Source organism: Actinomadura sp. WMMA1423 (assembly GCF_006547145.1).
Lineage (GTDB): Bacteria > Actinomycetota > Actinomycetes > Streptosporangiales > Streptosporangiaceae > Spirillospora.
Map to the genome: position 1 here is coordinate 3,462,195 of NZ_CP041244.1, position 19,822 is coordinate 3,482,016.

Sequence of the window (19,822 nt, forward strand, 5' to 3'; positions counted from 1 at the left end):
CGGACCACCCCATCGGTGGGGTTTCGCCCGCTATCCCCCGATTCAGGCGTCGCGCGGCTCTCGCCGCTCCCAGGCCCGGACACGCTCGCGGAATACCCGGGAAACGGCGCGCAACTCCGCCTCCGCGTCCACACCCCGCTCACCCGCCTCGGCGACCAGCGCGAACAGCCGCCCGCCGAAGTCGGCGCCCGCCTCGCCGGCCAGGCCGTCCGCGAGCCCGGCCGGGGCGCCGATGCGCCCGGCGCGGCGCTGCAGCTGCGCCGCCAGCGACAGCGCGGGCTGGCCCATCGGCACGCCGTCCAGCGCCGAGGCCTCCGCGCCGCTCTTCTCCGCCCGCTCGGCGGCCTTGATCTGCTCCCAGTTGGCGTTGACCTCGTCGGCGCCGGAGACCGTGACGTCCCCGAACACGTGCGGGTGCCGCCGGACGAGCTTGTCGACGATCGCGCCCGCCACGTCGTCGATCGTGAAGGCGGTCCCGTCGTCGCGCTCGGCGGCCACCACCGCGTGGAACGCCACCTGCATCAGCACGTCGCCCAGCTCTTCGCGGAGCGCGCCGTAGTCGCCCTGCTCGACGGTGTCGAGGACCTCGTAGGCCTCCTCCAGCAGGTACGGGACGAGGGTGGCGTGCGTCTGCTTGCGGTCCCACGGGCATTCGCGGCGCAGCGTGTCCATCACCGAGACGAGGTCGAGCAGCCGTGCGCCGGGCAGGTCGTAGGAGCCGTGCAGCACCTCGACGTCCAGCGGGTCGTCGACGACGAGGGCGCCGATCTCGCGCATCAGATCCTCGTCGCCCTCCGGACCGGCCACCCACAGCACGTCGGCGCCGCGGGCGTCGGCCACCAGCAGGGCCGGGTCGGGAGCGTCCACGAGGTCCGGGACGACGCCGGCGTCGAGGAGCGCGGGCAGCAGCGGGTGCCCGTCCTGGAGGCGGACGGCGTCCGCCGACCGGAGCGCGTCCCAGGCCCGCCACGTCAGCAGGCCCGGCGCGACGCGGTGCGTCGTCGCGAGCAGGGTGAGGCTCATGCGCCTCAGATACCCGAATCGGGGCTGGACAGCCGGTAGACGATCGGGGCGACCTCGAACTTCGCGGGGTCGTAGTGCCCGTAGCGCGGGTTGACCTTGATGTGCATCCCGGCGGCGGTGCGCTGGAACAGCTCGTTCCACTGCCGGCCCGCCTGCTGGGTCGCCGGGCTCAGCCGGTTGTCCAGGTCGGCGCCGTAGCGCTGCATGACGGCGAGCTGCGTCGCCACGAGCCGCGCGAGGTCGCGGGCGTGCGTGCGGGGCAGCCCGCTCGCCAGCGTGATCGACTTGGCCCCGCCCTGGTGGTCCAGGGCCTGCAGGGCGCCGTCGACCTGCCCGCCGGTGACCTCGACACCCGCCCGCTCCGCGGCCCTGTCGGCGACCCTGAAGTTGATCAGCAGGGTGAGCGCGCCCTGCAGGTCGGACGCGGAGTCGGCCGCGAGCTGCGGCGCCTGGCCCGAGGGGTTCGAGCGCATCTCGTTGGCAGCCGGGTCCGCGCGGAACTGCTCGCGCCAGTCGCGGACGGTCTGGCTGAGCGTGCTGACGGTGATGCGGTCGTCGCCGACGAGTGCGGCGGTGCCGACCTTCGGGGAGCCGCCGCAGCCGGCCAGCGCGGCGGCCGCCAGCACGGCCGCCAGCGCCGCCTTCACGGACTTACCAGGCACGGATTTCCTCGTCTCGTCGCTTGATCGGGCCGGCGCCCAGCCTATCGGCGGGCCGCGGACTCCAGGAACAGCCCGTCCACCAGGTCGGTCGCCCACTTCAGCAGCTCCTGGTCGCGCAGCGGCCGGCCGCCGAGCGGCGCCGTCTTCGGCGCGGGCACGAGCAGGGTGTCGGTCGCCGGCTTCAGGATGCTCTTCGGGTACAGGCGCTGCAGCCGCACCTGCTTGGAGTCGGGCAGGTGCACGGGCATGAACTTGACGAAGTTGCCCTGCAGGGTGACGTCGGTCAGCCCCGCCCTGCGGGCCTTGGCCCGGAAGCGGGCGACCTCCAGCAGGTTCAGCACCGGGACGGGCAGCGGCCCGAACCGGTCCTTCAGCTCCTCGTGCACGGCGCCGATCTCGTCCTCGGACGTGATCGCGGCGATCCGCCGGTAGGCGTCCAGCCGGAGCCGCTCGCCCGGCACGTACTCGTGCGGCAGGTGCGCGTCGACGGGCAGCTCGACCTTCGTCTCGACGGCCTCGGGCTCGCCGCCGCCCTCCTTCAGCTCCCGCACCGCCTCGCCGACCATCCGGACGTACAGGTCGAACCCGACGCCCGCGACGTGCCCGGACTGCTCGGCGCCGAGGATGTTGCCCGCGCCGCGGATCTCCAGGTCCTTCATCGCGACGTACATGCCGGCGCCGACCTCGGTGTGCTGCGCCAGCGTCGCGAGCCGCTCGTGCGCGGTCTCGGTGAGCGGCTGCTCCGGCTGGTAGAGGAAGTAGGCGTAGGCCCGCTCGCGGCCGCGCCCGACGCGCCCGCGCAGCTGGTGGAGCTGCGACAGCCCGTACATGTCGGCGCGGTCGACGATGAGGGTGTTGGCGTTCGGGACGTCCAGCCCGGACTCCACGATCGTGGTCGCGACGAGGACGTCGTAGTTCTTCTCCCAGAAGTCGACCATGACCTTCTCAAGCTCGTTCTCGTTCATCTGGCCGTGCGCGACCGCGATCCGCGCCTCCGGGACGAGCCGCGCCAGGTTCGCCGCCACCTTGTTGATGGACCGGACGCGGTTGTGCACGAAGAACACCTGGCCCTCGCGCAGCAGCTCGCGCCTGACCGCCGCGGCGATCTGCTTCTCCTCGTACGGGCCGACGAACGTCAGGACGGGGTGGCGCTCCTCGGGCGGGGTGAGGATCGTCGACATCTCGCGGATGCCGGTGAGGCCCATCTCCAGCGTCCGCGGGATCGGCGTCGCGGACATGGCGAGCACGTCGACCTGCGTCCGGAGCCGCTTCAGCTCCTCCTTGTGCTCGACGCCGAACCGCTGCTCCTCGTCGATGACCACCAGGCCGAGGTCCTTGAACCGGGTCTGCGACGACAGGATCCGGTGGGTGCCGACCACGACGTCCACCGAGCCCTCCGAGAGGCCGCGCAGCGTCTCCTCGATCTGCTTGTCGGACTGGAACCGGCTGATCGGCTTCACCACGACGGGGAACGCCGCGAACCGCTCTGCGAACGTCGACAGGTGCTGCTGCACCAGCAGCGTCGTCGGCACGAGCACGGCGACCTGCCGCCCGTCCTGGACGGCCTTGAACGCCGCCCGCACGGCGATCTCGGTCTTGCCGTAGCCGACGTCGCCGCAGATCAGCCGGTCCATCGGGACGGGCCGCTCCATGTCGCCCTTCACCTCGTCGATGGCGGCGAGCTGGTCGGGCGTCTCGTTGTAGGGGAACGCGTCCTCCAGCTCCCGCTGCCACGGGGTGTCGGGCGCGAACGCGTGGCCGGGGCTCGCCATCCGCGCCGAGTAGAGCCGGATCAGCTCCCCGGCGATCTGCTTGACCGCCTTGCGGGCGCGGGACTTGGCCTTCTGCCAGTCGGCGCCGCCGAGGCGGTGCAGGCTGGGCGCCTCCCCGCCGACGTAGCGGGTGAGCTCCTCCAGCTGGTCGGTCGGGACGAACAGCCGGTCGCTCTTGGCGTACTCCAGGATCAGGTACTCGCGGGTGGCGCCCTGCACCGTCCGGCTGACCATCTCCACGTAGCGCCCGACGCCGTGCTGCTCGTGCACGACGTAGTCGCCCTGCTTGAGCTGGAGCGGGTCGATTCCGCCGCGCCGCCGCGACGGCATGCGCCGCATGTCGCGGGTGGACGACTTCTGCCCCGACAGGTCGGTCTCGGTCAGCACCGCGAGCTTGACCGACTCCCAGACGAACCCGTGGTCCAGCAGCCCGGTCGTGACGGTCACCACCGAGGGGTCGGGCGCCCCGGCGACGTCGGCGAGGCGAGCGCCGACGCCCTCCTCCCGGGCGAGCTGGACGAGCCGCTCGGCGGGGCCATGGCCCGCGGTGACCAGGACGACGCGCCAGCCGCCGTCGGTCCAGCCCTTCAAGTCTCCGACGACGCGGGAGGTGTCACCGCGGTACGCCTCCGCCGGCTGCACGCCGAGGCTCAGCGCCTCCACGCCGCCGCCCGGAGGCTCGCCGCCGGTGAGCCCGCCCTCCGCGCCGGCCGCCGCCAGCGGGCTCAGCGCGGTCACGCTCCACCTCGGCAGGCCCAGCTCCGCACTGTGCTCGCGGACCTCCTCCAGGGACCGGAAGGCGGCGGCGCCGAGGTCGATCGGCGCCTCTCCACCGGCGGCCGCGTTGACCCAGCTCGCCTCCAGGAACTCCTGGCTCGTGCGGACCATCTCGACCGAGCGGGTGCGGATGCGCTCCGGCTCGCAGACCAGCAGCGCCGACCCGTCCGGCAGGAGGTCGGTCAGCAGTTCCATGCTCTCGGCGAGGACGGGCGAGAACGCCTCCATGCCCTCGACGCTGTCGCCGTCGGCGATCCGCCCGAGGACCTCCTCCAGGGCCGGGTGCTCCCGCGCGAGGAGCCTGGCGCGCTCGCGCACCTTCTCCGTCAGCGGAAGCTCGCGGCACGGCGGCGCCCACAACCCGGCCTGCGCGACCTCCAGGGACCGCTGGTCGGCGGCCTTGAAGTAGCGGATCTCCTCGACGGTGTCGCCCCAGAACTCCACCCGGAGCGGGTGCTCCTCGGTCGGGGGGAACACGTCGAGGATCCCGCCGCGCACCGCGATCTCGCCGCGCTTCTCCACCAGGTCGACGCGGTGGTATCCGGCCTCCACCAGGCTCCGGACCGTCTCGTCCATGTCGGCGTCCTCGCCGGAGGCGAGCCGCACCGGCTCCAGGTCCGCGAGCCCGGACACGATCGGCTGCAGCACCGCGCGGATCGGCGTCACCACGACGTCCAGCGCGCCGCCCTTGGCCGAGCCGTCCTCGCCGGGCGGGCCGCCCGCGCCCGGGTGGACGAGGCGGCGCAGCACCGCGAGCCGCTGGCCCACCGTGTCCGAGCGCGGCGACAGCTTCTCGTGCGGCAGCGTCTCCCACGCCGGGAAGTGCGCGACGCGGTCGGGGGCGAGCAGGCTCGACAGCGCGGCGGTCAGGTCCTCGGCCTCGCGGCCGGTCGCGGTCACCGCGAGCACGACGCCCCCGCCGTCCTCGCCGAGGCGGCGGCTCAGCGCGGCGGCCAGCACCGGCCACAGGGCCGGGGGCGCCACGATCTCGGTGTCCGTACGCGCCCGCGTGAGCGCGTGCCGCAGACCGGGATCGGTGCACGCAAGGTCAACAAGTCCAGAAAGCGTCATAGTTCGCCCGTTTACTCGCCCGCAATTTCGCCGTTCACCCCGAGGCAGGGCAGCCCGAAAAGCCGGAATCTCAGAGGACCCCGGTACCGCGTACCAGGGTACGCGGCCCCGGCCGCCCCCGTTCATGCGGCGCCGAGGCCCCGTTCGGAGCGCGTGCGCGGGCGACACGGGGGCCGCCAAGTGGCGGCAAATAGCGGACGGAGCGCAGCCGGGCGATTACGCTGCGAGATTGTGACCGATCTGCGTACGTCGCCGGTCAACGACGGCGATCTCTTCTCGGAACGCGCCCGCCAGTACGCCCTAGAGAAGCCCCTGCAGCGGATCCACATCCTCGAAGCGGGCTGCGGCTGGGGGACGGGGCTGGACCTCGGCGACCGCGAACGCGAGGTCACCGGGGTCGACCTGGAGTCCCCGGAGCTGCGCGCCCACACCCGCGAGCGGCCCGACCTCGACTCCTGGCACCTCGGCGACCTGCGCACCGTCCCGCTGCCGCCGCGCGCCTTCGACATCGTCCACGCCCCGTACCTGATCGACCGCGTCCCGCACGCCGAGCTGGTGCTCGACCGGTTCGTCGCCGCGCTCAAGCCCGGCGGCATGCTGCTGGTGCACCTGCGCGACCGCGACACCGCGTTCGGGTTCCTGGACCGCACGCTCCCCCGCCGCCCGCGCCCGTCCGGCCTCCGGCGCCGCCCCGCGGCCCGGACGAGCCCGCCGCCGGCGGTCTACGACCGGGTCGCGTCCCTCGCGGGCATGCGCTGGTACTGCGTCATGCGGGGGCTGGTCATCGCCGAGGAGTACACCTCCCGGCGGTCGCTCGACGCCCTCGGGGCCGGAACCGGCCTCGCCGACCTGCTGTGCGGGCTCGTGGCGGCGGCCGGCCGGGGCCGGCTCACCGCGGACCACAGCGACGTCACCTTCGTCATCCGCAAGCCCGAGAACCGGTTCGCGCGGGTCATCTGACCGGAGGTGAGGAGCCGCCCGGCCCGGGGCGGACGTGCGCGCGGTCCGGCCGGGCAGTATTTTTCCTGCGTAGTCCCTGCTCGACACGGATGAGCCCGGCCCTCCCGCCGGGCGGGATCGGAGATCGCGGTGACCGTCGAAGCCGGCCTTCCCGACACGCTGCGCGACCTGCCCGCCTGGACCCCGGACCCGGTCGAGCTCGCCGACCTCGAACTGGTGCTCGCGGGGGTGTACCGCCCGCTGGCGGGCTTCCTCGGCTCGTTCGACACCGCCATGGTGATCGCCGGGGGGCGGCTCGCGGACGGCACCCCGTGGCCGGTCCCGGTCACCCTCACGGTCCCCAAGGAGCTGACCGGCCAGGAGCGGGTCGTCCTCCAGGACCCCGAGGGCGTGCCGCTCGCGGTGCTGGAGGTCGGCGAGGCGTGGCAGGACCCGACCACCCAGGCGTGGCGGCTTGCCGGGCCGGTGGAGGCCCTGCGCGCCCCGGCGCACGGACCGTTCCACCGCCTGCGCCGCCGCCCCGACGAGCTGGACGCCTTCGAGGGCGACGTCCTCGCGGTGGCCACCCGCGAGCCCCTGCACCGCAAGCAGCTCGGCCAGCTCCGCCAGGTCGCCGAGCGGCTCGCCGCGAAGGTGCTGGTCCTGCCGCTGCTGGGCGGTGAGCACGACGAGTCCCTCGTCCGGGCGCTGCTGGGCGTGCGCAAGGAGCTTCCGGAGGGCGCCCAGATCATCCCCGTGCCGCTGCCCGCGCGCGGCGAGCGGGAGCGCGACGTCCTGCTCCAAGCGCACGTCGCGGCCGCCTACGGCGCCACCCACCTGCTCGCCGAGCGGGAGATGGAGGACACCGCCATCCCGCTCGTGGTGCCGGAACCGTGGGCCTACGACGCCGACGTGGAGGTCTGGCGGCCCGTCGCGCGCATCGAGCCCGACCACGTCCAGGCGGAGCTGACCCCCGAGCGGCTGAACGAGCTGCTCGACGCGGGCGAGCCCGTCCCCGACTGGTTCACCCCGCCCGCCGTCGCCGCCGAGCTGGCGCTGGCCCGGCCCCCGAAGCGCTCGCGCGGCATCACCGTCCTCTTCACCGGCCTGTCCGGCTCCGGGAAGTCGACGGTCGCGCGCGCCCTGGCCGACGCGCTGGTGGAGCGCGGCGGCCGGACGGTCACGCTCCTGGACGGCGACGTCGTCCGGCGGATGCTGTCGGCGGGCCTCACGTTCTCCCGCGCCGACCGCGATCTCAACATCCGCCGCATCGGCTTCGTCGCCGCGGAGATCACCCGGCACGGCGGCACCGCCATCTGCGCCCCCATCGCCCCCTACGCGGCCACGCGCGCCGAGGTGCGGCGCATGGTGTCCGCCGTGGGCGACTTCATCCTCGTGCACGTGGCGACGCCGCTGGAGGAGTGCGAGCGCCGCGACCGCAAGGGCCTGTACGCCAAGGCCCGCGCCGGCCAGATCCCCGAGTTCACCGGGATCTCCGACCCCTACGAGGAGCCGGACGACGCCGACCTGACGCTCGACACCTCCCGGCTGACGCCGGACGAGGCGGTCGCCCGGGTCCTCGGCCTGCTGGTCGACGGCGGCTGGGTGCGGCCGGAATAGCACCCCGCCCCATCCGTCCCTCCCCACCCTGACTTACCTGATCTGGGGGGTGTCGCCTATCGTGTTGACTATATTTCCTACATGGCAGGTAGGTCATGCCGATGGACTTCGATTGGACGATGGCGCTCGGCTCGTTCCTCGTCGCCATCATCGTGGGGCTGACCGGCATGGGCGGGGGCGCCCTGATGACGCCCATGCTCGTGACCTTCTTCGGGGTGAGCCCGCTCGCAGCCGTCTCCAGCGACCTGGTCGCCGCCGCCGTGATGAAGCCCGTGGGCAGCGCCGTCCACTACCGGCAGGGCACGATCAACATGCGGCTGGTGGGCTGGCTGTGCGCCGGCTCGGTGCCCGCCGCGTTCTCCGGCGTCCTGCTGGCCCGCGCGCTCGGCCAGGGCCATTCCGTCGAGAACGTCATCGCGAAGGCGATGGGCGCCGCCCTGATGATCGCGGCCGCCGGCCTCGTGCTGCGCGGCTACCTCGCCTACCGGGGGCGCTCCGGGACCGCCGGGGACGACGGCGGCCGATCCCCGGAGATCACCGTCCGCCCGCTCCCGACCGTCCTGATCGGCGTCGTCGGCGGCCTCGTCGTCGGCGTCACCTCGGTCGGCTCCGGCTCCCTCATCATCGTCGCGCTGCTCGCCCTCTACCCGACGCTCAAGGCCAACCAGCTCGTCGGCACCGACCTGCTCCAGGCCGTCCCGCTGGTCTTCGCGGCCGCCATCGGCCACCTGCTGTTCGGCGACTTCCGCATGGAGGTCACCGCGGCCCTGCTCGCCGGCTCGATCCCCGGCGTGTACCTCGGTTCCCGGATCTCCTCCCGCGCCCCGAGCGCCCTGATCCGGCGCGTGCTGACGCTCGTGCTGGTCGCCTCGTCCCTGAAGATGCTCGGCGTCGCCCCCGCCCCTCTCGCGTGGACCATGACCGCCCTCACCGCCGGCGCGGCCGCCGTGTGGCTCGTCCTGCGCGGCCGCACCGCCCCGAACCGGGATACGCTGCCCTCCCAGGCCGTTTCCCCCGGCATCGCCGGCGCTTCAGGAGAGCAGAGCGAGACGTGGACCAACGATGGCCCCACGACACCGTGGACGTCCTCGGCGTACGGGTCAGCCGCGCGGACGTCGCGCAGTTCCGGTCCTTCATGGCGGCGGCCGTAAAAGAGCGGTCTAAGTTGACGGTCACGTTCGCCAACCCCGACTACGTCCTCAAGGCGCAGAAGGACCCGGCGCTCCGCGACCTGATGAACGGCTTCGACCTCGACCTCCCGGACGGCTGGGGCGTCGTGCTGGCCGCGAAGGTCTTCGGCCGCCCCGTCCCCGGCCGGATGGCCAACGACGACCTCACCGACGACCTGTTCGGCCAGCCCGCCGAGGAGGGGTGGCGCGTCTTCCTGTTCGGCAACGCGCCCGGCGTCGCCGAGGCCGCCGCCGCGAACGTCACCGCCTGGTACCCGGGCCTGGAGATCGCGGGCACCCTGCACGGCCACTGGGCCGACGGCGAGGGCCGCATCCCCGCGCAGACCGCCGAGCGCCTCGTCGCGGAGATCAACGACGCGGCCCCCGACATCCTGCACGTCGGCCTCGGGACGCCGCTCCAGCAGCGGTTCGTCACCGAGTACCGCGACCGCCTCACCGCGCCGGTCATCATCACGTGCGGCGCCTATTTCGAACACCTCGCCGAACGACGCGACTACTACCCCGCCTGGGTCCTGAGGTTGCGCGTCGGTTTCCTGTACCGCCTGGCGCGCGAACCGCGCCGCCTCTGGCGCCGCTACACCGTCGAACTGGGCGCCTATCTCGCCCGCGTCCTCTACCATCGCCTGCGCCACGGAAAGGCGCCCGCCGGTAGCGCCGCATCGCTCTCATAACGCACTCCACCGGAATCCCTACCCCCTTGACACCAATGTGGTAGGACAATCTCATCAGACTCCCGGCCTTACTCCGGAGAACCTTCATGCGCCCAACCATCGCCCGCCTCACGGCCGTCGCGCTCGCGGCGCTCGCCGTCCCCGCCGCCGCGGGCACGGCCGCCGCCGACATCGCCCAGCCGAAGGTGGTCTCCGCCAACCCGGTGAACAACACCCCGCACGTGCTGGACGGCACCGTCCGCGCCATCACGGTCGTGGGGAACTGGGTCGTCGTCGGCGGGAACTTCGATGAGGTCCGCGAGGCAGGCAGCGGCAAGAAGACGCTCAAGCGGCACAACCTCTTCGCCTACGACATGCGGAACGGGAAGATCAGCACGGCGTTCGTCCCGAAGGTCAACGGGACCGTCCACGCGCTGCAGCCCGGCTCCGGCGACTGGATCTACGCGGCCGGGACGTTCACCAGCGTCAACGGGGTCAAGACCGGCACGGTGACCGCGCTCAAGATCTCGACCAACAAGGTCCACGGCGGCTTCAAGCCGAACGTGAACTACCGGGTCAACACCATGGTGGTGCGCGGCTCCCGGCTCTACATCGGCGGGTCCTTCACCAAGGCGGGCGGCAAGACGCGCACCGCGCTCGCGCGGGTCGACAGGCTCACGGGCGTGGCCGACGCCGGGTTCAACTTCACCGTCACCGACCCCCGGGCGGGCGACCTCAAGGTGTACCGGATGGCGGTCGACCCCACCGACACCCGCATGGTGATCAACGGGACGTTCACCCGCGTGAACGGCCAGCGCCGGGTCCAGATCGCGATGATCAACCTGGGCAAGGGCACCGCGAAGCTGTCGACGTGGGCGACCGAGCGGTACGCCACGCCCTGCAACCTCGCCGCGTTCGACACCTACATGCGCGGCATGGACTTCTCACCCGACGGCAAGTACTTCGTGGTCGTCACCACCGGCGGCCCCTACGGCCAGAGCCAGCTCTGCGACTCGGCCGCCCGATGGGAGTCGACCCGCACCGGCTCGGGGCAGAAGCCGACCTGGGTCAACTGGACGGGCGGCGACACGCTGCTGTCCACCTCAGTGACCGGTTCCGCCGTCTACGTGGGCGGGCACCAGCGCTGGCTGAACAACCCCTACGGACACGACTCCGCCGGTCCCGGCGCCGTGTCGCGCCCGGGCATCGCCGCGATCGACCCCAAGACCGGCAAGGCGCTGGCGTGGAACCCCACGCGGACGCTCGGCCACGGTGTCGAGACGCTGGTCGCCCACCCGAAGGGGCTGCTCGTCGGCAGCGACACCGACCAGCTCGGCCACGAGTACCACGGCCGTCTCGGAATGTTCCCCGCCGGCTGAGCGGGCGACTCGTGGTGAGATAGGAGCGGGGCGACTCTGCGGGGAGGGGGCGGGCCGGTGGCCCAGCACGAACAGCGCGAGGTGTTCTCGGGCGGCCATCACCGGCCCGACGCGCGCCGCTCGCTGCCCGTACCGCCGGGCGGGCCGCCGCGCCGGCGCCGCGGGTCGCGCTCGTTCCTCTACTTCGCCACCGCGGGCACCCTGCTGGTCGTGGGCAGCTCCGCGGGCGCGATCGTCCTGTCGGGGAGCGGCACGACCCACAACGCCCGCACGGCCGCCGCGAACGGGCGCGCCGTCGTCCCCGCCGCGGCCGACACCTACGTGGTGCGCGAGATGCCCGGCACGGCGTTCGGCGACGCCCCGAAGATCACCGCCTCGGCGTGGCCCGGCTGGCACACCGAGGCCTACGTCGCCTTCGACGTGCCGCGCGGCACCCCGGCGGTCGCCTCGGCCCGCGTGGAGATGACGTTCGACCGGCTGGAGAACCGGCCGCGGCGCGTCGAGCTGCGCTCGCTGCCCGGCGCCTGGACGGAGTCCGGCACGTCCTGGGCCAACCGCCCGGTCGCCGGGCCCGTCGTGGCGACCGCCCCCGCGAACTCGGGGAAGGTGTCCTTCGACGTCGGCGAGCTGGTGACCGGCCCCGGCCACTACGCGTTCGCCATCACCGGCCAGGGCCGCCGGACGGCGGTCTCGCTGCGCTCCAGGGAGGCCGGCGACGGGCCGCGCCTCGTCCTGCGGACCCGTCCCGGCGCGCCCGCGCCGAGGCCGAGCAGGTCTCCGGAGACGTCCGGCACGGCGCTTCCCGCGCCCGGGGCGGAACCGACCTGGGAGGCCCCGCAGCCGGTGAAGACCCCCCGGACGTCCCCGGGCGGCGGCCGGACGCTCTGCGGGCTCTCCCTGGAGCTCAAGCCGGGTGAGACGTTCCAGAAGGCCCTCTCCCGCATGGACGCCGCGTACGGCGGCCTGGAGACGGTCCGCCTGTTCTACCAGGGCGTCCCGCCCGCGTGGCCCGGCAAGCCCGACACCGGGAAGCGCCCGCCGATCATCTCGTTCAAGCTGGCGCCCAAGGACGTGCTCGCCGGCAGGTACGACCAGGCGATGACCCGCTGGTTCGCCACCGCCCCCCGCGACCGCGACCTCTACTGGGTCTTCTACCACGAGCCCGAGGACAACATCGCCGCGGGCGAGTTCACCGCCGCCGACTACCGCGCCGCGTGGCGGCGGCTCCGGTCCCTCGCCGACAAGGCGGGCAACCCGCGCCTCCACGCCACCCTCGTCCTGATGGGCTGGAGCCTCGACCCGCTGTCCAAGCGCGACTGGCGCGACTACTACCCGGGCCGCGACGTGATCCAGGTCCTCGGCTGGGACGTCTACAACCTCGGCTGGAAGAAGGGCCGCTACGACGACCCGGCCACCATGTACGACCGCGTCGTCGCCACCAGCAAGGGCGAGAACCTCCCGTTCGGCATCGCCGAGACCGGCAGCTACCTCGTCGCGGGCGACAACGGCGACAAGCGCGCCGCGTGGCTCCGCGCCACGAACGCCTACCTCGCCAAGCGGAACGCCCTCTGGGTCGCCTACTTCGACCTCGACTGGAGCACCGGCGACTTCCGCCTGCTCGACTCGCAGAGCCGCCAGGCCTGGAGCGACTTCTGCTGACGGTCGTGTTTACTCAGTCCCGGCCCACTCCGCTCGCCTAGCGGCTCGCTACGTGACCGTTCCTGGGCGAACGCGGCATCGCTTCGCGATCTGCCCGGCTCCGCTCGCCTCCGGCTTCGCTCCACCGGCCAGGTCACGCGTTCGCGCGCGTGGCTAGGGCCTTCGAGACACGCACTCTAGGCCCGGCTAGGGAGCGTTGCCGGGCGGGGTGTTCCGGACTCCGGGGAAGAGGGCGCCCGTCTCCCGGAGGCCTCTTTCACGCGACGCACGACGCCCCCCGCCGGAGACCGGTGGGGGGCGTCGCGCGTGCGGTGGTGCTTGCTACTTGCGGGCCAGGATGATGGTCCACATCGCGGCGCGGCTGGCGGCGTCGGTCGTCGCCGTCTTGCCACCGTAGGTGCCGGTGGCGACCGTGCCGTTGCTGTCGCCCACCAGGGCCGTGATCCGGCCGCTGCCCGAGCCGATCCCGGTGCCGCGGGTCTCCACCCCGGCCGGGGCCGTCCAGGACGTGGTGCTGGACGACTTGTCGGCCCAGTACGTGACCGCCCACGATCCGGCGGCGTCCACCTGCGCGGACGGGCTGGTGTGGTCGGTGACGGAGCCGGGGTCGCCGGTCTTGGCCACCGCCGCCACCGGGTCGGTGGCGTTGGTGCCCTCGTAGGCGAGCAGCCGGATGTCGGCCTTGGTGTAGGCGCTGAGCCCGATGGCGACCTGTGAGCCGGCGTCTCCGGCCTGGGCCACGCGCTTCCAGACGACGGACGTCGCGGTGCCCGCCGCCTGCGTGCCGACCTGCGTCCAGCCGGACGGCGGGGTCGTCAGCGTCGCGTCGCTGCTGTTGAACGTCAGCATCAGCAGCATGCCGTCACCGGGCTGGACCGCCGGCGGCACCTGGGCCGAGGCCGTGGTGACGTTGCCGTTGCCGCCCGAGCCGCCCCGGTAGCCGATGTTCGCCTGGTTCGGGGCGACCGTCACCTCCTGGGACTTGGTGCCCTTGCCGCCGCGGTCGTCGGTCACCGTCAGCTTCACCGTGTAGTTCCCGGCCGCGCCGAACGCGTGCTGCGGCGTGGCGCCGGTGCCGTTCTGGCCGTCGCCGAAGTCCCACTCGTAGGAGGCGATGGAACCGTCGGAGTCGGACGAGCCCGTCGCGTTGAACGCGCAGTCGAGCGCGTCGCAGTCGGCGGTGAACGCGGCGCTCGGCGGCTGGTTCGGCGTCCCCGCGAAGAGGAACACCGTCCGGCCGCGCCAGTCGGCGGTGCTGACCTCGGTCGACGACCCGGACGGCACGCCCGCCGCCGAGAACGCGACCCGGTAGAGCCGGCCGTTGCCGCTGTTCACGTAGTACAGGTTGCCTCCGTTGACGAACATGCCGCCCACGGAGCTCCAGCTCATGCCCGGCAGGTTGCCGACGGCGACCGACTCCTGCGCGCCGACGACGTTGCTCTCCGGGTTGAACGTCCGGTAGTAGAGCGAGGACTGCCCGCGCGTGTAGTAGATCCGGCCCTTGGCGAAGAACATCCCGGTGATGTTCGGCACCTGGGAGTGCCAGGTCGTCATGTTGGTGAGCTGGTCGGCGGTGTTGATCGTGGTGGCCGCGCCGAGCGCGGTGCCGTCGAACGAGCGGCGCCGGAACAGGCCGTCGGACGAGCCGTAGAAGAGCTCGCCGTTGACCATGAAGGCGCCGCGCGCGGTCCGCCAGTCGACGCCCGCGGTGTCGTCGTTGACCACGGCGCCGGTGGTGGTGCCGTCGAACGAGCGGTGCCGCAGGTAGTTGACGGCCCCGAGGCCGGTGCCGCCGCCGGAGTAGACGTTCCCGGGCAGCTCGCCGGTGCTGTAGGCGGGGATGGTCGCGCCGCCCGCGACCGGGAACAGCGCGAGCTTCTGGTGGAACTCGCCGCCGACGTTGTCGGTGTCGCTGCCGATCCACAGGCCCTCGTCGGTGGCCAGCATGTCGAACACGCCGACGCCCTTGTCACGGCCCGGGTTCCAGCTGAACGGCAGGCCGCTGACCGGGTCGAGCGCGACGATGCCCTCGCGGCCGACGGCGCCCTGGCCGGGGCTGTCGCCGGCGAACGGGTTGTTCGCCCACCGGAAGTGGCCGCCGGTGTAGACGGCCGTGTCAGTGATCTCCACGGCGTAGGTGGTGTCGCCCCCGGTGTAGTTCACCCAGGTCGGCTGCTGGCCGCCGCCGGTGGTGGCGCTCTCCCAGCGGGCCTGGGTGTCGCACAGCTTCGCGGAGCCGCCGTAGGCGCCGGTGGTCGTCACCACGAAGTACCCGCCGTCCGGAGAGAACTCCACGTCGCGCATGTAGGTGTCGAACGACTGCGAGCACTGGTCGGCGTAGCGGACGGTGTCCCAGTTCGCGAGCTGGGCGGACTGGCCGGAGAGGTCCACCATGACGATCTGCCGGCGGGTGCTGCCCGCGACCGAGTTGAAGTTGCCGACGCCGACGAGCTTGGAGCCGTCGGGGCTGACGTCCATCTTGTAGATCTGGGTGACGCCGTCGCCGGTCTGGGTGCCGGCGATGTTCAGGTCCACGAAGTCGTCGCGGGCCCCCGTCTGGGGGTCGAGCGCGGCGAGGGCCGCCCGCGCGGCGCCGCCGACCGTCGCGAAGGTGCCGCCGACGTACAGCCGGCCGCCCGCCATCCGCAGGTCGCGGACCTTGGCGTCGAGCTGCGGGTTGAACGCGGCGATGGGGGCGCCGGTCTGGGCGTTGATCCTGGCGAGCACGAAGTGCCGGACGCCGTTGATGTAGCCGAAGCTTCCGCCGACGTAGATCGACTGACCGTCGGGGGCGGGCAGCAGCGCGCTGGCCTCGCCCTTGTCGAGGTTGGGCGCGAAGTCCGGGTCGACGGCGCCGGTGGCGGCGTCGAAGGCGAACATCCGGTTGCGGACCAGCGTCGGCTTGTTGGCCCCGGGCTCCTTCACCTGGGTGAACGAGCCGCCGACATAGATCTTGCCGCCGATCTTGATGATCGACTTGACCTCGCCGTCCAGCACGTTCGGCGTGTAGTTCGCCGGGTCGGCGTTGACGACCTTCCCGTGCCCGGGTTCGGATCCCCTCTGGTCCGCCCGCGCCGGGGTGCCCGCGGCCAGGCTCCCCGTAAGCGTCCCCAGCGCGAGCGCGGCCCCCGCGGCCAGAGCCCCCCACCTGCGTCTGCCCATCGACCCCTCCGTGCAGAATAGAAGTAAGCCACCGTGCTCTCAGATGAGGCACACGGCGCCGCGCAATCGTAGCCAGCGAGCCGCCCGAACTACCGTTTGATCAGTAACTTTTCGGTATTTCCACCGAACACCATTGCGGTCCGTTGACCGCGGAGCGCCGGACGAGGCCCATGGGGCACGCCCATCGCGCCTCGCGGGGTACGCTGCGCACCTCGGAAGGACGCTCGCCGGGCCTCTCCGGAGGACCGGACCGAGTGGCCGGACATGGCCACCGTCCGCTGTCCTCCCTGGTAAGAGGCGGGACGTCCACCACCAGGGGCGGCGTGCCTCCGGGTCCGGACGGCACGGTCCGCGGTCCGAGGCGCGTCCCAGGGGAAACGGAGCGGGATTGTCGGGGATGCGAGGGATCGCGGGAGGCACCCCTCTCGCACCGCCGCGGCTGCTGCCCTGGCGCCTGCGGCCGGGGTGGGCGCTCAGCGTCGCGCTGCTCGGCTTCCCCGTCTGGTGGCTGCTCGGCCTGGCGAACGTCGTCCTGCTGGTCATCAGCGTCCCCATGGCCATGACGCTGTGGCGGCGGCGCGGCACGCTCGTAGCGCCCAGCGGCTTCGGAGCGTGGCTGTTCTTCCTGCTGTGGGTCGTGCTGGGCGTGCTCGTGCTCTGGGCCGACGCGCCCCTCGCCGAGCCGGGCGGCGGGTTCAGCCGCCTGCTGGTGTACGGCTACCGGCTCGCGTGGTACCTGTCCTCCACCATCGTGCTGCTCTACGTCGGCAACATGAGCGAGCGGGAGCTGCCCTCGGGCAAGGTCGGCAGGCTCCTCGGCTACATGTTCATCGTGACGGCCGTCGGCGGGCTGGTCGGTTCCTTCTTCCCCTCGATCCAGCTCACCTCGCCGGTGGAGATGGTGCTGCCGCACGGGCTGACCTCCAACTCCTTCGTCCGCGACATCGTCCACCCGAAGGTCGCCGACATCGAGTCGATCCTCGGATTCGAGCAGTCCCGGCCGATGGCGCCGTTCGCCTACGCCAACACCTGGGGCTCGGCCTACGCGTTCTTCCTGCCGTACTTCCTGCTGACCTGGATCGTCCGCGCCGGCATGCGGCGCCGCGTGTTCGGGCTGGCCGTCCTCGTCGCGTCGCTTTGGCCGGTCGTGTACTCGCTGAACCGCGGACTGTGGGGGGCCCTCGGCGCGATCGGCCTGTTCGGCGTCGTGAAGCTGCTCCAGGTGGGCGGGCCCCGCGTGATCGCCTGGACGGCCGGGATGGCCGCGGCGGGCGCGATCGTCGTGGCGCTGTCGCCGCTGCCCGGCCTCGTCCAGGACCGCCTCGACAACCCCCACAGCAACAACCGCCGCACGCTGCTGGCCGAGGAGACCACCCGCAGCGCCCTGACCGGTTCCCCGCTGGTCGGGTTCGGCTCCACGCGCAACGTCCAGGGCGACCTCGGCCAGGTCTCCGGGGGCGACAAGATCGGCTGCAAGGCGTGCGGCTCGCCGCCGCTCGGCACGCAGGGCCATCTGTGGCTGCTGCTGTTCGCCAACGGCATCGTGGGGACGATCGCGTTCTGCGCGTTCTTCGCCGTCCGGTTCCTGAGGCACTGCAGTGAGCGCGGCGCGTACTCCCTGGCGGGCTGCTCCGTCCTGATCGCCTGCGGCCTGTTCATGATCACTTACGACATGGTGGAGGTACCGCTGTACACGGTGATGATCGCTGTGGGGCTGATGTGGCGGGCGAGCCGCGACGCCCGCACCGAGGCGCGCCCGCGCGTCCGGTCCCGGGTCCCCGCCGAGGAGCAGGTCCCGGACGAGGACCGGCTCCCCGCCGAGGCGGCGCAGTGAGCGGGCCGGATGAGACGCGGGCCGCGTGGATCAGGGCGGTCGAGGACCTGTGGCCGGACGCGCGGGTCGAGGCCGTGCCGCCGGGCCGGTCCGAGGGCGCGCGCCGCGAGCTGGCGTTCCTGCCGGACGCGAGGCGCCCGCGCCTGCTCGTCCCGGCGGGGATGCCGCGCGCCGCAGCGGCCGCGCTGCGCCGCTACAGCCACGACCTCGGCCTGAAGCAGCGCGCCTCCCGCGGGCTGACGGCGGCGGCGGTGCGCACAGGGCTGCCGGAGCGGACGCTGCGCGACCGGCTCCGCGTCACCGGCGGCGGCCCCAGCATCGAGGACCGGCTGTCGGAGCTGCTCGGCCGGCCGGTCGTGGTCAGCGTGGGGCTCGGGAGCGCCCGCGCCAACCGCAAGCCGATCCTGCACGCGCTCTCCCCGCGCGGCGAGGCCGTGGCGTTCGTCAAGATCGGCGACACCGGCACGGCCCGCGGGCTGCTCGCCGGCGAGGCCGCCGCCCTGTCCTACCTGGGCGAACGCCTGGCCGGTCCCGGCTCACCCGAGGGCCTGCACGTCCCCCGGCTCCTCCACCACGGGACGTGGCGCGAGCTGGACCTGCTCGTCCTCGAACCCCTCCCGACCGGTGCCCTCGGCCTGCGCCGGCGCGAGCAGGCCCCACTCGCCCAGATGCGGACGCTGTTCGAGGTCGGCGGCGTCGAACGGGCACCGCTGCGCGGCAGCGCCTACTGGGAGGAGATGGCCGCGAGCCCCGGCCTGGTCCTCGACGAGCGCCAGCGCGACCGCTTCGGCGAGGTCGTCGAGCGCGTCGGCAAGGCGCACGGCGACCTGGTCCTCGACTTCGGCGCCTGGCACGGCGACTGGACGCCCTGGAACATGGCCTGGCACCGCGGCGTGCTGCGCCTGTGGGACTGGGAGCGCTTCTCGCGCGGCGTCCCGGCCGGGTTCGACCTGCTGCACTACCGGCTCCAGGAAGCGATGCGCACGGCGTCCGAGCCGCCCTACGCGACCTGGCCGGACGGCGCCGCCGCCCTTCTGGGGCCGCTCGGGCTCACCGGCCCCGCCGCAGAGGCGACCGTCCGGCTCTACCTGCTGGAGCTGTGCCGCCGCTACCTGCTGGCCGCCCAGGAACCGATCGGCGGGCCGCTGCGCGCCGACACCGAGCGGTTGCTCGCGCTCCTGCACGCCGACCAGCCGGAACCGACCCCCGGAGGAACTCCGTGATCTCACGCCGCGACGCCCCCCAGTGGGTCAAGGAGGCGGGACGGGCCGCGACCCGGGCAGGAGGACGGCTGACCTCCGGCACCCGGATGCTGCCGGACTTCCTCATGGTCGGCACGCAGCGCGGCGGCACCACCTCGCTGTTCCGGGCCCTGGCCGCGCACCCGGCGACCGTCCAGCCGAACTTCCACAAGGGCGTGCACTACTTCGACGTCAACTACCCGCGCGGCCTCGCCTGGTACCGGGGGCACTTCCCGGTCCGCGCGCTCGCCGAGCGCCGCGCGGAGGGCGCCGTCCCGCAGGCGTTCGAGTCCGCCGGCTACTACATGCACCACCCGCTGGCCCCCGAGCGGATCGCCCGGGACCTGCCCGGGGTGAAGCTCCTCGTCCTGCTCCGCGACCCGGTGGTGCGGGCCTACTCGGCCCACAAGCACGAACTCGCGCGGGGCTTCGAGACCGAGCCGTTCGAGCGGGCCCTGGACCTCGAACCCGAGCGGCTCGCCGGGGAGGTCGAGAAGATCAAGGCCGACCCCGGCCACGTGAGCCACGCCCACCGGCACCACTCCTACCTGGACCGCGGCCACTACGCCGACCAGATCGAGCGGCTGTTCGCCCTCTTCGGGCGCGACCGGGTGCTCGTGCGGTACGCGGAGGACTTCTTCGGCGAGCCCGAGCCCTGCTTCGACTCCATCCTGGAGTTCCTGGGGCTGCCGCCGTGGCGGCCCGCGGCCTTCGAGCGGCACAACGCGCGGCCGGGGTCACCGCTGCCGGACCACCTCCAGCGGCGCCTGGCCGAGTACTACGCCCCCTGGGACGACAAGCTCGCCGCGCTGCTCGGCGCCGAACCCGCCTGGCGGCGATGAG

The 19,822-nt window shown here is 73.0% G+C and carries 13 protein-coding genes; 9 read left to right on the forward strand and 4 right to left on the reverse strand.

The window, feature by feature from the left end; translation table 11 throughout:
* Positions 1-42: 42 nt before the first annotated feature.
* Genes FKD65_RS16030 through mfd form a run of 3 tightly spaced genes read right to left on the reverse strand, consistent with a single transcriptional unit; the run spans position 43 to position 5,305 of the window.
* A complete protein-coding gene (locus FKD65_RS16030; protein WP_141578265.1) occupies positions 43-1,023 on the reverse strand; it encodes a MazG family protein in 981 nt (326 codons plus the stop codon).
* A gap of 5 nt (positions 1,024-1,028) precedes the next feature.
* Positions 1,029-1,685, reverse strand: a complete 657-nt coding sequence (locus FKD65_RS16035) for a hypothetical protein (RefSeq protein ID WP_141578266.1) — start codon at positions 1,683-1,685, stop codon at positions 1,029-1,031.
* A 41-nt stretch (positions 1,686-1,726) separates the two neighbouring features.
* A complete protein-coding gene (gene mfd, locus FKD65_RS16040; RefSeq protein WP_141578267.1) occupies positions 1,727-5,305 on the reverse strand; it encodes a transcription-repair coupling factor in 3,579 nt (1,192 codons plus the stop codon).
* A 231-nt stretch (positions 5,306-5,536) separates the two neighbouring features.
* Here mfd and FKD65_RS16045 point away from each other — a divergent pair, with 231 nt between their 5' ends.
* The 6 genes from FKD65_RS16045 to FKD65_RS16070 all read left to right on the forward strand — a co-directional run bounded on the left by FKD65_RS16045 (position 5,537) and on the right by FKD65_RS16070 (position 12,742).
* The gene (locus FKD65_RS16045; RefSeq protein ID WP_141578268.1) at positions 5,537-6,265 is read left to right on the forward strand and encodes a bifunctional 2-polyprenyl-6-hydroxyphenol methylase/3-demethylubiquinol 3-O-methyltransferase UbiG; all 729 of its coding nucleotides are present in this window, start codon (positions 5,537-5,539) and stop codon (positions 6,263-6,265) included.
* A 129-nt stretch (positions 6,266-6,394) separates the two neighbouring features.
* Complete coding sequence (gene cysC, locus FKD65_RS16050) at positions 6,395-7,864, forward strand: adenylyl-sulfate kinase (protein ID WP_141578269.1); 1,470 nt, start codon at positions 6,395-6,397, stop codon at positions 7,862-7,864.
* Positions 7,865-7,965: 101 nt separating this feature from the next.
* A complete protein-coding gene (locus tag FKD65_RS16055) occupies positions 7,966-9,015 on the forward strand; it encodes a sulfite exporter TauE/SafE family protein (RefSeq protein WP_141578270.1) in 1,050 nt (349 codons plus the stop codon).
* Between the two features lie 14 nt (positions 9,016-9,029).
* Positions 9,030-9,725 (forward strand): WecB/TagA/CpsF family glycosyltransferase, encoded by a 696-nt coding sequence (locus FKD65_RS16060; protein WP_240810172.1) that lies wholly within the window; start codon positions 9,030-9,032, stop codon positions 9,723-9,725.
* Between the two features lie 86 nt (positions 9,726-9,811).
* Positions 9,812-11,083, forward strand: a complete 1,272-nt coding sequence (locus tag FKD65_RS16065) for a hypothetical protein (RefSeq protein ID WP_141578272.1) — start codon at positions 9,812-9,814, stop codon at positions 11,081-11,083.
* 57 nt (positions 11,084-11,140) lie between these two features.
* On the forward strand, positions 11,141-12,742 hold the full coding sequence (locus FKD65_RS16070) for a DNRLRE domain-containing protein (RefSeq protein WP_141578273.1): 1,602 nt from the start codon (positions 11,141-11,143) through the stop codon (positions 12,740-12,742).
* A gap of 321 nt (positions 12,743-13,063) precedes the next feature.
* Here FKD65_RS16070 and FKD65_RS16075 read toward each other — a convergent pair whose 3' ends face one another.
* Positions 13,064-15,904: a PKD domain-containing protein gene (locus FKD65_RS16075; RefSeq protein WP_141578274.1), complete on the reverse strand. Its 2,841-nt coding sequence runs from the start codon at positions 15,902-15,904 to the stop codon at positions 13,064-13,066.
* Positions 15,905-16,301: 397 nt separating this feature from the next.
* Between FKD65_RS16075 and FKD65_RS16080 the strand changes: the two genes are divergently transcribed.
* The 3 genes from FKD65_RS16080 to FKD65_RS16090 are packed head-to-tail and all read left to right on the forward strand — an operon-like array spanning position 16,302 to position 19,821.
* On the forward strand, positions 16,302-17,738 hold the full coding sequence (locus FKD65_RS16080; RefSeq protein WP_240810173.1) for a hypothetical protein: 1,437 nt from the start codon (positions 16,302-16,304) through the stop codon (positions 17,736-17,738).
* On the forward strand, positions 17,735-18,961 hold the full coding sequence (locus FKD65_RS16085) for a hypothetical protein (protein WP_141578275.1): 1,227 nt from the start codon (positions 17,735-17,737) through the stop codon (positions 18,959-18,961). The genes FKD65_RS16080 and FKD65_RS16085 overlap by 4 nt, the downstream gene beginning before the upstream one ends.
* Positions 18,958-19,821, forward strand: a complete 864-nt coding sequence (locus FKD65_RS16090) for a sulfotransferase domain-containing protein (protein WP_141578276.1) — start codon at positions 18,958-18,960, stop codon at positions 19,819-19,821. Before FKD65_RS16085 ends, FKD65_RS16090 begins: the two co-directional genes overlap by 4 nt.
* The last annotated feature ends 1 nt before the right edge of the window (position 19,822 follow it).

Bases quoted from the DNA above. Each gene is read 5' to 3' on its own strand.
- FKD65_RS16055 (WP_141578270.1), top strand. From the start codon at position 7,966: ATGGACTTCGATTGGACGATGGCGCTCGGCTCGTTCCTCGTCGCCATC.
- FKD65_RS16080 (WP_240810173.1), top strand. From the start codon at position 16,302: ATGCGAGGGATCGCGGGAGGCACCCCTCTCGCACCGCCGCGGCTGCTG.
- mfd (WP_141578267.1), bottom strand. From the start codon at position 5,305: ATGACGCTTTCTGGACTTGTTGACCTTGCGTGCACCGATCCCGGTCTG.
- FKD65_RS16030 (WP_141578265.1), bottom strand. From the start codon at position 1,023: ATGAGCCTCACCCTGCTCGCGACGACGCACCGCGTCGCGCCGGGCCTG.
- FKD65_RS16075 (WP_141578274.1), bottom strand. From the start codon at position 15,904: ATGGGCAGACGCAGGTGGGGGGCTCTGGCCGCGGGGGCCGCGCTCGCG.
- FKD65_RS16065 (WP_141578272.1), top strand. From the start codon at position 9,812: ATGCGCCCAACCATCGCCCGCCTCACGGCCGTCGCGCTCGCGGCGCTC.